This is a genomic window from Alteromonas sp. ABH4_454 (assembly GCF_056311775.1).
This window is the reverse complement of the sequence record NZ_CM149972.1, coordinates 1,657,546-1,672,739: the sequence shown is the minus strand read 5'-3', so window position 1 is coordinate 1,672,739 and position 15,194 is coordinate 1,657,546. Positions and strand designations below refer to the sequence as shown.

At 44.4% G+C, this 15,194-nt stretch carries 10 protein-coding genes; 4 read left to right on the top strand and 6 right to left on the bottom strand.

The features are described from left to right. Positions 1-10 precede the first annotated feature (10 nt). Complete coding sequence (pstA, locus tag ACYX4W_RS07325; protein ID WP_476075126.1) at positions 11-1,570, bottom strand: phosphate ABC transporter permease PstA; 1,560 nt, start codon at positions 1,568-1,570, stop codon at positions 11-13. Positions 1,571-1,716: 146 nt separating this feature from the next. Beyond that, positions 1,717-3,741 carry an ABC transporter permease subunit gene (locus tag ACYX4W_RS07320; protein WP_476075125.1) on the bottom strand — a complete coding sequence of 675 codons (2,025 nt, stop codon included), beginning with the start codon at positions 3,739-3,741 and terminating at the stop codon, positions 1,717-1,719. Between the two features lie 209 nt (positions 3,742-3,950). Here ACYX4W_RS07320 and ACYX4W_RS07315 point away from each other — a divergent pair, with 209 nt between their 5' ends. The 4 genes from ACYX4W_RS07315 (at position 3,951) to ACYX4W_RS07300 (ending at position 9,199) form a co-directional block, all read left to right on the top strand. After that, on the top strand, positions 3,951-4,457 hold the full coding sequence (locus tag ACYX4W_RS07315; RefSeq protein WP_476075124.1) for a glycine cleavage system transcriptional repressor: 507 nt from the start codon (positions 3,951-3,953) through the stop codon (positions 4,455-4,457). Positions 4,458-4,632: 175 nt separating this feature from the next. Beyond that, positions 4,633-6,705, top strand: coding sequence for a polyphosphate kinase 1 (gene ppk1 / locus ACYX4W_RS07310; protein WP_476075123.1), 2,073 nt, complete (start codon positions 4,633-4,635; stop codon positions 6,703-6,705). A 16-nt stretch (positions 6,706-6,721) separates the two neighbouring features. Further along, positions 6,722-8,284, top strand: a complete 1,563-nt coding sequence (ppx, locus tag ACYX4W_RS07305; protein WP_476075122.1) for an exopolyphosphatase — start codon at positions 6,722-6,724, stop codon at positions 8,282-8,284. A gap of 147 nt (positions 8,285-8,431) precedes the next feature. Next, positions 8,432-9,199, top strand: a complete 768-nt coding sequence (locus ACYX4W_RS07300; protein ID WP_476075121.1) for a substrate-binding periplasmic protein — start codon at positions 8,432-8,434, stop codon at positions 9,197-9,199. A gap of 51 nt (positions 9,200-9,250) precedes the next feature. On the opposite strand, the gene ACYX4W_RS07295 is transcribed toward ACYX4W_RS07300, so the two are convergent. The 4 genes from ACYX4W_RS07295 to epd all read right to left on the bottom strand — a co-directional run bounded on the left by ACYX4W_RS07295 (position 9,251) and on the right by epd (position 15,178). Beyond that, positions 9,251-11,377, bottom strand: a complete 2,127-nt coding sequence (locus tag ACYX4W_RS07295; protein ID WP_476075120.1) for a prolyl oligopeptidase family serine peptidase — start codon at positions 11,375-11,377, stop codon at positions 9,251-9,253. Positions 11,378-11,653: 276 nt separating this feature from the next. Then, positions 11,654-12,553 (bottom strand): fructose bisphosphate aldolase, encoded by a 900-nt coding sequence (locus ACYX4W_RS07290; RefSeq protein ID WP_476075119.1) that lies wholly within the window; start codon positions 12,551-12,553, stop codon positions 11,654-11,656. Positions 12,554-12,874: 321 nt separating this feature from the next. After that, positions 12,875-14,050 (bottom strand): phosphoglycerate kinase, encoded by a 1,176-nt coding sequence (locus tag ACYX4W_RS07285; protein ID WP_348669537.1) that lies wholly within the window; start codon positions 14,048-14,050, stop codon positions 12,875-12,877. A gap of 117 nt (positions 14,051-14,167) precedes the next feature. Further along, complete coding sequence (gene epd, locus ACYX4W_RS07280; RefSeq protein WP_014948384.1) at positions 14,168-15,178, bottom strand: erythrose-4-phosphate dehydrogenase; 1,011 nt, start codon at positions 15,176-15,178, stop codon at positions 14,168-14,170. Positions 15,179-15,194 lie beyond the last annotated feature (16 nt).

Here is a 15,194-nt window from a genome sequence, read left to right as displayed (position 1 = left end):
AAAACCTGTATTATCCTTTGATGTAGCGTTTGCGCAGGCGCGCTCTAAGTACCACTGCCAGTATGTTTAATACAAAGACCACGACGAGTAAAAGCAAGCAGGCAGCAAACATCATACTTGCACTTTTCCCATCGGTTTGGCTGTGGAAAGCACCGTCATAAATAAGCACGCCCAAATGCATAAACTGTCTATCAAGGTGAAGATAAGGAAATTCACCGTCTATGGGCAGCGTTGGCGCAAACTTAACCGCCCCTACAAGCATTAAAGGAGCAACTTCTCCTGCTGCCCTTGCAATAGCTAAAATTACGCCAGTCATAATGCCAGGAGACGCAATAGGCAAAACGGTACGCACTATGGTTTCAATTTTAGTTGCACCTAATGCGTAGCTGCCTGCTTTCAACCCTTCTGGTACACGGCGCAAGCCTTCTTCTGTAGCAACAATAACCACAGGCAAAGTCAAAATTGCCATGGTCAACGCCGCCCAAAACACACCTGGACTGCCCATGGTTGGCGCGGGTAGTGTTTCGCTAAACAATAGCTCATCAATACTGCCACCTAGGGTATAAACGAAGAAACCAAGTCCGAATACCCCGTATACTATCGAAGGTACCCCCGCCATATTACTTACGCTCACACGAATAATGGTAGTTAGCGCGGTATTGGGCGCATACTCACTTAGGTAAATAGCGGCTAGCACCCCAAAAGGCGTTACAATTATGGTCATTAAAAAAACCATGAGGACAGTGCCAAACAAGGCGGGGAATACGCCGCCAGAAGTATTAGCTTGCTTAGGGGAATCAGTAAGAAACACGCCAATTTCTGAAAACACTACCTGCCATTTTTCGAATGTACTCAAACGGCTTACGAAATCCACATCTTGAATGCTTGAAATGGGGATAACAAAGGGCGCACCGTCTGCAAAACTCACCAGCAAGTTATATTCAGCCCGTGTTTTTTCCAGCGCCTCTACTCGTTTTTGGTATTCATTAAATGAAGCCACTAAGCGCTCTCTTGCCGGCGCGTCTTCAACCACGTTACGTTTATCAAACTGAGACAGCGCTTCGTGTATAGGCGCAAGATGACGGGTATTGAGCACTTCAATTTGTGCACTAATCTGTGCTACTTCTTCTATTACTGTATCAATATTATCTAGGGTTTGGGGTGGCTTAGACGGTACAACGATATACTCAGGTAGCGCTAAAATACGCCTACCATCTATCAGCTTAATTTCAGCGCTCTCTTTCGCAAGTCGCGTATCTTTTACTTGTCGGCGGGATAACTGAATTTGAAAACCATAAGGATGCTGAGCATCCGAATACTTAAGGGTAATGTCGTTATTTGATGGCTCATCAAAGAGGTTCGCAAGTACTGAGAACGTGGAGCCGTCTTGATATTCGCCCTTTACCGTGTAAATAGGCTCTGGCCAAAAATAGGCGGTACCGCGAAAACTAATCAGTATAAGTACACTTACTAGCGCGATCAGCAATAGACTAGTGAAAAAGGCGGTTAAACTAATGACTAGCGATTGACGTTGGACTGGATTTAATCCAAAAGATGCTTGATTAGCCATAATACGCCCTTCTTCTTATACGCTGTCGCAATAGCTCTGCTATGGTATTTACTACGAAGGTAAACACAAACAAAATGCACGCCGTGAAGAATAAAATTTGGTAATGCGCTGATGAAACATCAGCCTCAGGAAGTTCAATTGCCAAGTTAGCAGTGAGTGCTCGCAAACCTTCTATGAGCCCCCAGTCTGGAGATTGGCGTATTCCCCGTTACCATAAGTACTATCATAGTTTCGCCAAACGCGCGCCCGAAGCCTAACATTATTGCGGCAACAATACCTGGTAGGGCAACATGTAGCACAACATACAGCAAAGTTTGTAGCCGGGTCGCTCCCAATGCGAATGAAGCATGTTTTAAGTCGTTAGGCACACCATTGATGGCATCTTCAGCTAGCGAGTAAATACTGGGTGAAATAGCTACCCCCAACGCTAGGGCTACCACTATGGTCGTTTTTCCAATAGGACTATCTGATTCCGCCGCTAGCAACGTAAACCCATCAATCCCCATCAGCGAGAAGATGAGCGATGGCGCATATTCCACACTGACATAACCTAAAAGAAACACGCCACCAACTGCAAAGAATAGCTCCGCACCATTCCTTAACTTCTTAGGTAAATACTCCGCTACGGGGCGCTGCACCAAAGCAACTGCGATAAGCACAAAGGGAATAACAATCAGAAAAAAAGCAAAAGAAAACAAAAACTGTTCAGCCTTTGGCGATAACCAAATGGCCGCAATGAAACCAATAAGAACACTGGGGATAGCTTCAAGCAGTTCGATGGCAGGTTTAACGATGTTGCGCAATCGGCTTTTAGCGAAAAACGCGGTGTAAATTGCAGCGCCGATAGCAACAGGTATCGCAATAAGCAGCGCTAAGAGGGAAGCTTTGATACTGCCGATTAAAAGCGGGGTTAAGCTGAATTTTGCCTCTTGAAAGTCAGAGGCACTGGTAGTTTGCCATACAGTTTCTTCCGTTTCATATCCCTCATAGTGCTGAGGTTCAAAAAGCGATGCCCACGTAGTAATACCACTTAAATGCTTGCCCTCCCACACCGACAAGATGTTGTCAGAGTAGCTGTAAAGCTTATTTCCATACCAAATGATATGATCAGCGGTGCGTTCTATTTGTTGAGAAGCCACCACATCGCCAGACACCCTATTTACTAGCAATACACGTGCTTTGTCAGTTAGCACGGCCACTAAGTTCATACTGGCGTGCTCTGTTACCGCTTTTACTTTTTCACCCGGAACCGCTATCTGATAAGTTTGCTCAAAGGTGAGACCTTTTTCACTTTTACTGAGCACCCAGCGGGTCAATGTTTGATTTTCTGAATCCATTAGGAAGAAGGTGCGATCTTTAGCTAAAGGAAAAATAATTGTTTCATCTAATGACCCGGATATGCCTCCCGCGATAGGGAGCAGTAAAGCGCCTTTATCATTAAGCCGGTTAAGGTAAAGGGCGTCATCTACTTGAAGCAACACACTTTCGCTGCCCGGTAACAACACTAGTCTGTCTATATTGTAAAAACGTTTATCTACCACCTGCGTAGGGCGATGCCGATTTACCCAACGAATGAAAAAGCTGTCGTCTTGAGCGATAGAGGCTACAGCCCACTTAGAAGACAATGCCATGCTCCAGCTACTGCGCTTATCCCACTCATCTTTGGGAAGCGCGAACGTAATGCTATTCGATAGGGCTGTTTGGGGTGCATTAGTGGCGATATCCACTGCCTTACTGCCTGCCAAGTTAAAAGACCTTACCGGTAAGACCCGTACCTGCGCGTTGGGAGAAACGTCGACAATATAGTTCTCCCCCATCACGCTGTGAGCCGACAATCTATGCTCGCATGGACGAATATATTCGTGGTTACTTACCAGATCTTTGCCTTGGAGCAATTTAAGACCTAATCGACAGTCTGATTTTCTAACCAGCATAGGCTGGCTATTGATAATGTCACCTGCACTTATCACCTTTTCATTGTCTGGTGTTTCAACACTTAACTGATGATGTAAGGTAGGAGTGTAAGCTAGGGGGAGCGCTTGGCTAATGAGATGGGTAATAAGAATAACCAGGGTCAACAAAACAAGGCCGCCAAAGCCCGTCACTACATAGCGCGACCAACTATCTCTGCGCTGGCGTTTCTTGTTTATGCTGTTGCTGTCGAAAGTCATGGGGCTGTTTAATAATTCTTATTTTCGAAATTCTTCATTTTTAAGAAGAATAACCCTAAATTGCACTGGTGAGCAGTGTAAGTTTTGTTATGCTAATAGCAAGTGAAAGTTTATGGCATTACCTTCGCGCAACCTATTCTGCGCTTATGGTATTACCCTACAGGAAGACGATCAAAGTTTTTCTCTACACGCCCAATAAGGAGCTTTGCATGCAATCATTGGTTATCAGCATTATGGGTAAAGACAAGCCTGGTTTGGTAGACTCACTGGCTAAGTGTGTTTACAAACACGGAGGTAACTGGCAAGGGTCGAGCTTTGCGCATATGGCGGGTATGTTTACCGGCTTTGTAGAAGTACATGTTGCCGATGAAAATAAGCAAGGTTTAGTAGATTCGCTAGACGCCATCAAAGACTTGTCTGTTCAATCTGTTGCTGTTGCAAGCAATAAAAATAACAACACAACTAAGCTAACCGTAGATGTAATGGGCAATGACAAGACAGGTATTGTTCAGGAGTTAACATCCGTACTTAACCAGTTTAACTTAAATATTCTCACTTTTGCTTCTCATTGTGAAAGCGCGCCTAACTGGGGTAGCCTGATTTTCAAAGCAAAAGCTGAAATTGCGGTAACGGAAGACTTCGACGACGGAGCATTACAAGATGCACTAGAGTCGTTAGCTAATGACTTAGTCGTAGATATTACTGCAACGCGATAAATATAGGGGCATGAGTGCGCGAGGGACAATCGCAGTGTCTCATAGTCATGCCCATAGGTAACGGAATCACCGCAACGTATTACGTAGGCTTTAGTGCCAAAATACGTGTTGTCACAGTAGTGTCACTGACTGGTGGCAGTCTTTGACCATTTTTATGAACGTGAATTGAGACATTATGGATAACGACGTTTTATATTATCCCAAAGAGCTAAGCTGGCTATCGTTTAACGAACGCGTATTGCAAGAAGCCGCGGATAAAAATAACCCTGCAATAGAACGCATTCGCTTTCTTGGTATTTACTCTAATAACCTTGATGAATTTTATCGGGTACGCGCGGCAGATGTTAAACGCCTTATCACTATCGCGCAAAACGACGGAAACGAAGAAGAAGCAGAGCGCCTCACCGAACTTATGGCGCAGATACAAAAGAAAGTAGTACAGCTTTCTGAAAAATTTGACCTAATCCATAAAGACGTCGTCAAAACCCTTGCCCGGTACAATATTCATATCCTGCGTAAAGATGACTTAGACGATTATCAGAAGCAGTGGGTACGCAATTATTTTATCAACAAAGCATTGCGCCATATTGCGCCTATTCTTATTGATAAGAAAACAGATCTGCTAAGCCGCTTAAACGGAAACTCTGTCTATTTATATGTTGCGTTACGTAGAAAAGAACGCAACCCTAAATTCGCCGTTATTCAAGTTCCCACTTCTGAGATGTCGCGCTTTATGCTGATCCCTCCGCAAAAAAGCCGTAAGAAAAAGAGCATCGTCATGCTCGATGACATGATTCAGCTTTGTATTGAGGATATCTTCCGCGGCTTCGTAAAGTTTGACGAAATTGAAGCCTTTTCATTCAAAATGACCCGTGACGCAGAGTATTCGATCAACGAAGAAATTGACGAAAGTTTCGTAGAAAAAATGTCAGAAAGTATGAAACAGCGTCTTATTGCAGAGCCAGTGCGTGTTATCTACGACACTGACATGCCAGAAGATATGCAGTCAGACCTTCGCAAACGCCTTAAAATTACCAAGCTCGATACCATGCACGCTGCTGGGCACTATCGCAACTTTAAAGATTTCATTGGCTTCCCCAACGTAGGTCGAGAATATTTAGAGCACACCACGCTGCCTGCTATCGACAGCAAAGCGTTCTCTCAATACAACACGGTATTTGATGCAATTACTGCACGAGACATACTACTATACTACCCATATCACCGCTTCCTGCATTTCACCGAATTCGTTCGACAGGCCGCTTTCGACCCGAACGTTAAAACTATACGAATCAATATTTATAGGGTGGCGAGTAATTCGCGCATAATAAACTCGTTAATTGACGCGGTAGATAACGGCAAGAAAGTAACCGTAGTGGTAGAGCTTCGCGCACGTTTTGACGAAGAAGCAAACATAGAATGGTCTAAGCGCATGACAGATGCGGGCATTCGTGTAGTGCTTGGTGTGCCCACCCTAAAAATTCACTCTAAGCTGTGTATTGTAACCCGCGAAGAACGGGGCAGTTTGGTGAACTATGCCCATTTCGGTACGGGTAACTTCAACGAGAAAACCGCGAAAATTTATACCGACTACAGCTTATTCACCCGCAATCAAGAATTGGCCAATGAAGGGGTAGCGGTATTCGATCTTATTCAATACCCTTATAGACGTTATAAATTCCAGCACCTACAAATATCGCCGTTAAACGCGAGAACCAAAATTCAGTCGCTAATTCGCCAAGAAATTCAGCACCTAAACCAAGGTCAAAAGGCTCAAATCACCTTCAAAATTAACAACCTTGTTGATAAAGAACTGATTGATGATTTGTACCGAGCCAGCCAGGCTGGCGTTAAGATCCGCGGAATAGTTCGTGGTATGTGTTCGCTTAACCCTGGGATAAAAGGGATAAGCGAAAACATCGAAATCATTTCTATTGTTGATAGGTTCCTCGAACATCCTCGCGTAATGATTTTTGAAGGCGGCGGCGAGAGAAAAGTGTATATCTCATCTGCTGATTGGATGACACGAAACATGGACAACCGCATAGAAGTAGGCTGCCCAGTGTATGATAAAGGTCTTCAACAGCGCATTGTTGATATAATGGAGCTACAATTTAAAGACACCCTGAAGGCGCGAGTGATTGACAAGGATCAGAGCAACAAGTACGTTCGCAGAGGAAACCGTAAAAAACTTCGCTCGCAAATAGAAATATACGACTATTTGAAGAAGCAAGAAGACACTATGTAGGATAAAAGATTAGTACATGACCCAGCACGAATCAGTTTTTAATGACGTGGAAACCCGCGAAGTCAGTAAAGTTGCAGCACTCGATATTGGCTCGAATAGTTTTCACTTAGTAGTAGCACGTATTGTTGCTGGGTCTGTGCAAATTCTGCATAGAGTTAAACAAAAAGTTCGCTTAGCCGAAGGGCTCAACGAAGACGATGTATTGTCTGATGAGGCAATGGAGCGCGGGCTATCTATGCTTAAGGTAGTAGCAGAAAGCCTTAAAGGGTTTGAGCCTGATTCAGTCAGAATCGTTGCCACTCATACGCTGCGCAAGGCCCATAACGCACGAGACTTTATCAGCGCAGCAAGAGACATCCTTCCCTACCCTATAGAAGTGATTTCAGGCGTAGAAGAAGCGCGTCTTATTTACTCTGGCGTTGCCCATACTAATCACGCAGACGGTCAACAACTGGTAGTTGATATAGGCGGTGGATCAACAGAATTTGTTATTGGCGAAGGGTTTACCCCTTTGCTTTGCCGCAGCCTTCAAATGGGGTGTGTTAGCTATACCAAACGGTTTTTCCCTAACGGTGAGCTAAAGTCCAAAGCGTTCAATCGCGCCATAACTGCTGCGCAGCAAGAACTTGAGTTAATTGACAATAAATACCGCAGACTTGGCTGGGTCCAATGTATCGGTACGTCAGGTACCATCCGCTCTCTGTTCACTCTTTGTCAGCAAGACAGGCCCAATGGCCACGATATCCCGGTAACGCTTAAAAGTTTACGCAATTTGATGAAGCAGTTCATAAGCGCAGGCCATATCGACAAATTAAGTTATGCAGATTTAAGTGAAGACCGTCGTGTGGTTATTGCTGGCGGCCTTGCTATTCTTATCGCCGTTTTCAGAGCGCTTGAGATTGAAGGCTTGGTATACTCTCCTGCCGCCTTGCGTGAAGGCGTACTTTATCAAATGGAAGATGAATTACATCACGCAGACATTCGCGGCAGAACGGCGAGCAGTTTGGCCACCCGCTACGATGTAGATACGTCACAAGCAACCATGGTGCTCAATACAACGCTGTCACTTTTCAATGATGTTGAAAAAGAATGGAAACTTAAAGGGCGTGACTTTAAAAGTATGCTGGGTTGGGCTGCTTTACTTCATGAAGTAGGCATGCAAATTAACTCTCGGGGTATTCAAAAACACAGCGCCTATATTCTTGGCAACGTGGACATGCCTGGATTTACGCAGGAACAACAGTTACTGCTAGCTACACTCGTGCGTTTTCACAGAAAGAAAATTCGAACCAATGAACTCCCCACGTTCAACCTTTTTGATGAGCAGTCGGTAAAGCATTTAATTGCACTACTGCGTTTGGGTGTGCTGCTTAATATTAAACGCCAAGAGGGTTTTGTACCTGATCTCGTTGTTAAGGTAGAAAAGAATGAACTGGCCATTACCTTTCCTGAAGGCTGGTTAGATGAAAAACCTATAATCTCTGCTGACCTACTACGTGAAAGTCACTACTGGAAATCCCTTGATTTGAAGCTTTCTGTTTTTCCTGATATCTCGCAGTTACATCCCACTGTAGAGTAGGCAAAGTCGGTAAAACAACACACTAAGCTGAACATTTTATAGGCAAATATCGGTATTATTTGCCTAAAATCCTAGTATACTACGCATTAGCATTACCTTATTTATACCTGCGATTAGTGTTGTCTCTATAGGTTCTTAACAGTAATTATGTTTCGTAGTATTTGGATATATTTGTTGCTGATCGTCAGTTCATCAGCGTTTGCTTCGCCTAACCATATCTTTTTTCTCAGCGAGGTTACCCCGCCCTATTATTGGTTTGACAACAATGGTAAAGCGCAAGGGGTTAATGTAGACCTTGCTAACGCTCTAAAGCCTCTGCTGCCTTTTAGCAGTTCTCTAGCACATATGCCCTGGGCACGCGCCTATCATGAGACACTTGAAAAACCAAACCTTGTGCTGTTATCACTATTAAAGACTCCAAAGCGAGAAAGCCAGTTTGAGTGGTTGGGCGAAGTAAATCATGTTCAGGCAGCACTTATTCGGCTTAAGCAAAGAGACACAGCACATGTCAGTTCATTAGAGGATGCGAAAAACTTTCGGATAGGTTCAATACGCGGCTATGGTTCAGCATCTTTTCTGCAACAAAAAGGCTTTGAAGAAAACAAAAATCTAGCTCTAGTTGCCGAGCCTGAACTCCTGTGGAACTTGCTTTATATGGAACGAATAGACTTTGCACTTGCCAATTTAGAGACTGGAAAGTATGAAATCAGTGACGCTGGCTTTAACCCCAACGACGCAACGAGCGAGTATGTCATTGAAGCATTGGGTGCAGATCTTTTTGTTGCTACTGGTCTAAAGACAGAGAAAGACAAAGTAAACTCGCTAAAAAATGCACTTTCTATTTTAAAAGCGAATGGCGAGTACGCTCGAATATTAAAAAAATGGGGCCTTGAACCGATTGAATCGGAACAGTAGCCCCATTTATCTTTTTCCTCGCGAAACTAACTGCTCAACGCGTTAACTTAATTATTTATCTTCGGCTTTGGCGTTATCTGAATGCACGCTGTCGTACTTTTTGAACCACGCCAAAATATTTTCAACTTTACCAATCATTCGAGAAGGTTTAGAGGCAATACCGTGAGGCGAGCCGGGTACTTTCACGAGTACACTATCAACCTTTTGAAGTTTCAACGCTTGATAGAACTGCTCAGTTTCAGACATAGGCGTGCGTTTATCTTCTACTCCAGTAATCAACATGGTGGGGGTAGTTACATTGCCTACTAGCGATAATGGCGAGCGCTTCCAGTAGTGTTCTACGTTATCCCAAGGCTTGCCAGGGAATTGGAAAGGTATCTGGTACAGGCCCGAATCGGCGGTTAATACCTTCGACAGCCAGTTAATAACAGGTTTAGCAACCACGGCGGCTTTAAAACGGTTTGTAAGTCCAATGGCATAGGCTGATGCAATACCACCTGCAGAGCCACCCGTTATAAATAAACGCTCTGGATCGGCAATGCCTTTTTCAATCAGCGCGTCTACTCCAGACATATGGTCGGCAAAGTCGTACTCAGAGCTATACTTCCCCTGAAGTAGCAGTGCAAAGCGCTCACCATAACCCGTACTGCCTCTGTGATTATCATAAAACACCACATATCCCTCGGCTGCCATGCGTTGAAGTTCAGCGGTAAAGACGGGGCCATAAGCGAGATTAGGTCCACCGTGAATTTCTAAAATTAGTGGGTAGGTTTTTGAGCTGTCATAGTTAGGCGGCAGGATGTACCAACCTTGAATTTCTTCACCATCAATAGAAGATTGGTAGACTATTTCCTTAACTTCACCTAATTTTTTATGCCCTAAAACGTCTTCATTAAGTGCCGTAAGTTGTCGTTCGTTTTTTGTAGTGACAAACAAATCTGCAGGGCGGTCTGTGCGCCCTTTGGTGTAAGCGATCACATCGCCTACCGCATGATAAGTACCAAACACATAAGGTCGACCAAGGGTAGTGCCACCTAATCCACTAGCCACTGTTTTCACTCTGCCCGACAGAGACACTGTATTAACTTGTACTAGGCCACGTACTGATTGTTGAAAATAGATACGTTTGTTGTCTTTCCAGTAAAAATTAGACACCGAGTTATCAATGTCTTTTGTTATGTTTCTTTGGTCAGAGCCGTCGCTATTCATTACATACAAATAGCTATTTTTGTACATCACTTTTTCGTCGTCACGGTACGCATAAGCAATATGCTTTCCGTCCGGCGATACAACAGGTGACGACTCTCGCCCTTTATCCTGCGTCAATTGTTCAATATTCCCCGTCATATCAACAGAAAATATATCGGCCTCAACTGGTTCATATTCCCAGTTATCACTGCGGTTAGCAGAGAAATAGATTTTCTCCCCATTCGGCGCAAAACTTAAACGCCCCTTGTGATGATAATTACCCGAGGTTAATTGCCTTGCCGTGCCTCCGTCTGAAGGAACAATGAAGATATGAGTATAGGCAGGGTCGAGCACGCCTTTGCCATCGGCTTGATAGCGCGCCTTAGTGATATATTCAAAGCTAGGAGACCACTTTGCACCGTCGGGCTTCTTCGGCATTTTAACGTCAAGCGGCTTTTCCTTTGCATCAACGCTCATGGTGAAAGCAATGTATTTACCGTCAGGCGACCACGTAATGTTACTGGGACTTGAAGTAACGTTGGTAACTAACGCCGTTTGCCCCGTGTCCATCCAGCGCACATAAAGCTGAGGTTTGCCCTCTTCATTGGATAGATAAGCGAGCCGGCTTCCATCCGGTGACCAGCGAACAGAGTAGTAACTTTTTTTTGATGAAAGTAAGGGGCGGTTTGACTTGCCATCAACCGACGCTAGCCAGACATTTGCCCGGCTACTGTCTGACATGATGTCGTTTGAACGACGTACATAGGCGATATGTTTACCGTCTGGCGATATCTGGACATCGCTCACGTATTCAAGGTTAAAAATATCTTCCGATTTAAAATAGCGGTTTTTATCGTCTTCGCTAAGTGTAGCTTCAACATTTGCAAACGCAGTGGTTGGTACTGCCAAGGCACCTACACTCAATAACGAGGCCCCTAAAGCGCAGAGCACCTTTTTCAAAGCACTTCTGCGATTAATATTTATAGACATATTTCACCTTGTTGTTTTCATTTTTCGGGGCGATGAACTTCGCGGCACACCTAATTGAAATAGCCCCAGACATTTTATTTTTGATGGTGTAATCACTGTCGAGTGATGATCGTTAAATTCCCATACTACTAAATAATTTTGTTCGGTAAGAAATATGCGTTGAGCGACCTTAGCAAGGCGACTAAGCGCAAATAAGAAGCAAGTAAATGGCTAAACAAAAAAGAGCGCCAATGGCGCTCTTACGGGTTTACTTTAAAGGTAGCATTTATGTATTTGTTACGCTTTAGAAGCTTGGTAAATACCTTCAATCGCTTTATCTAGTGTTGCTTCAAACTCTTCTTGAGATTGCTGTGCAGATACACCTTCAGTTAAAGCGCGAGAGAAACTCGCGATCATGCCTTGGTTTTCTGTTAGTTTTGCGTTTGCGTCGTCACGGCTGTAGCCGCCAGAAAGTGCAACCACTTTAAGTACGCGAGGGTGATCAACAAGCTCTTTATAAAAGTTAGATTCGGTTGGTAACGTTAGCTTAAGCATAACTTCTTGACCTTCGCTAAGAAGATTAAGCTGGGTTAAAATCTCTAGCTTAAGTAGCGCTTCAGCTTCTGCTTTTTGCGGGCTGTGAATATCAACTTCTGGCTCGATAATTGGAACAAGGCCGGCAGCTAAAATCTGCTTACCTACTTCAAATTGCTGAGCAACAACATCTTTAATACCTTGATGATTCGCAAGCTTTACAACACTGCGCATCTTAGTGCCAAACACGTCTTGCGCTACTGCTTTAGCGAGCAATGCATCAAGACCAGGCATGGGCTTCATTACCTGCACGCCGTTACTTTCTTCTGCCAACCCTTTATCAACTTTTAAGAAAGGAATAACACGCTTTTTCTGCCACAAGAAGTGAGCAGTAGGCATGCCTTCAATTTCTCTATCAAGGGTGTTTTCAAATAAGATTGCGCCAAGAACGCGCTCGCCGCTAAAAGGGGTGCTGGTGATAATGCGCGTGCGCATTTCATGAACAAGGTTAAACATCTCTTCGTCTGAGCTGTATTCAGACTCTTCAATGCCATATAAGCGTAACGCTTTAGGTGTACTACCGCCGCTTTGATCTAACGCTGCAATAAAACCGGTTTGTGTTTTCAGTTTATCCAACATTGCCTGCTGAGCTTGTGATGCCATTGCAACACTCCTTTTGTATATTACTGCCTTAATAGACAGGTGTAGGGTTTATTGTTATACCAATTCTATTAAAGATCTGTTTGTCTCAGACTCGGCACGCCGACACCTTAAGTAAACACATCTGTAATAAGATTGGTATTTATGCCTGCGTACTTCACTGTTTCGCAGGTGTAATCGTTTCCGATTATAGGGTCACGCTCAAAAATGCTGTTACTGAGCGTGACGCATGTTGGGGCAACTTTGCACTAGGCCTTAGCTTTCATGAGCTTCTATGAACTCTTATTCGCTATAGCACGCTGCTTTCATGTGCAGCGCTTAGGCTTATTTGTTTTTTTCTTCTAGTACTGCTACCGCTGGTAGTGTTTTACCTTCCAAGAATTCAAGGAACGCGCCACCACCTGTCGAAATATAAGAAACCTTATCGGCAATTCCGTATTTATCAACCGCTGCTAGTGTATCACCACCACCTGCGATTGAGAATGCGTCGCTTGCTGCAATCGCTTCTGAAAGCGCTTTCGTACCTGCACTGAACTGTTCAAATTCAAAAACGCCTACAGGGCCATTCCAAACAATGGTGCCCGCATTCTTAATAATATCTTCTAACGCTTTTGACGAGTCTGGACCGATATCAAAAATCATATCGTCGTCTGCAACATCACTGACTACTTTAAGCGTCGCTTCGGTATTCTCATCGAACGCTTTGCCTACTACTACGTCAGTCGGCACTGGAATATTACCGCCATTTGCTTGTGCTTCATTCATAAGCTGCGTAGCTTGCTCAGTTAAGTCCATTTCAACCAGAGACTTACCTACATTGTGTCCTTGCGCCGCAATAAAAGTATTAGCAATACCACCGCCAACAATTAACTGGTCAACTTTTTCAGCTAGTGTTTTTAGTACGGTTAGCTTGGTCGATACTTTTGAACCACCAACAATAGCAACCATTGGGCGCTTAGGGTTGTCCAGCGCTTTACCCAGTGCATCTAATTCAGCAGCAAGTAATGGGCCAGCACAGGCTTTTGGCGCGAATTTAGCAACGCCATGAGTAGACGCTTGTGCACGGTGAGCGGTGCCAAAGGCATCCATAACAAAGATATCGCAAAGTGCGGCGTACTGTTTCGCTAACGTCTCGTCGTCCTTCTTTTCGCCGTTATTAAAACGTACGTTTTCAAGGATAACCAATTCGCCTTCGCTAAGCTCAACACCGTCTAGGTAGTCTTTAACAAGCTTAACCGGTACGTCTAGGGCATCATTAAGGTAATCAACAACAGGTTGAAGAGAGAATTCGTCCGCAGGCTCGCCTTCAGTAGGGCGACCAAGGTGAGACATCACCATAACTGCTGCACCAGCGTCTAGGGCTGCTTTAATAGTAGGAATAGATGCTTTGATACGCGCATCTGAAGTTACTTTGCCGTCTTTTACCGGCACATTTAAGTCTTGTCTAATTAGTACGCGCTGACCATTTAGGGCCATATCGCTCATGCTTGGAATTGCCATCGTCTTTCCTATGTTAATTTAAATTCAGTAGAGCGTGTTTTAACAAGTCAAACACGCTCAAATTAACTGTGAAAGCTGCGCGGGCTGGTGCCACCAACCCTTGGCAGCATCAATGCTTTATTTTGCGTCGAACATCACTTTAGCGGTATCGAGCATACGGTTTGCAAAACCCCATTCGTTGTCACACCACACCAGTGTTTTAACCAGCTGTTTGTGACTGACTCTTGTTTGTGTGCCATCTACAATACACGAGTGAGGGTCGTGATTGAAATCTACTGACACCAAAGGCTCTTCGGTGTAGTCCAAAATGCCCTGTAAACGCCCCGCTTTTGCATTGCGAAGGGCTTGATTCACTTGCTCAATAGTTACCTTAGACTGAAGCGTTACACTTAAATCCATGGCAGTAACATTGATAGTAGGCACTCGAACCGCAATAGCTTCAAACTTGCCCGCAAACTTAGGCAGAATACGCTCTATACCGGCAGCGAGGCGGGTATCAACGGGAATAATTGACTGACTTGCAGCGCGCGTTCTGCGCAAATCTTCGTGATAAGCGTCGATAACTTGCTGATCGTGCATAGACGCGTGAATGGTTGTAATCGTACCACTTTCAACACCGAACGCAGCGTCTAGCGCCTGGATAACAGGAACAATGCAGTTTGTGGTGCAAGAGCCGTTGGAGACTAATTTTTGTTCACTGGTCAACGTGTCTTCGTTGGTTCCGAAAATGACCGTATTGTCTAAATCTGGTGACCCGGGTGACGAGAAAAGCACTTTGCCAGCGCCCGCATCTAAATGTGCTTGCCCCGACGCTCTGTCATCAAACTTGCCCGTACACTCAAGCACAATATCAACGCCCAAGTCTTTCCAGGGTAGGTCTTTAATATCGCTTATCGCAAGCAGTGTAATATCGTCACCTGCGACATTAAGCGTATTGTTTTCTAAGGCCACATCAAAACGGAACCGCCCGTGGGCGGTATCGTATTTAAGTAAATGTGCAATGCCTTCGGGTTTAGCAATGTCGTTAATGGCCACCACGTTAAATTCGTTGTTGCGCCCGCTTTCATACAGCGCGCGCAACACGTTACGACCAATACGACCAAACCCATTTATGGCAATATTTACCATAGGCTTATCTATTACC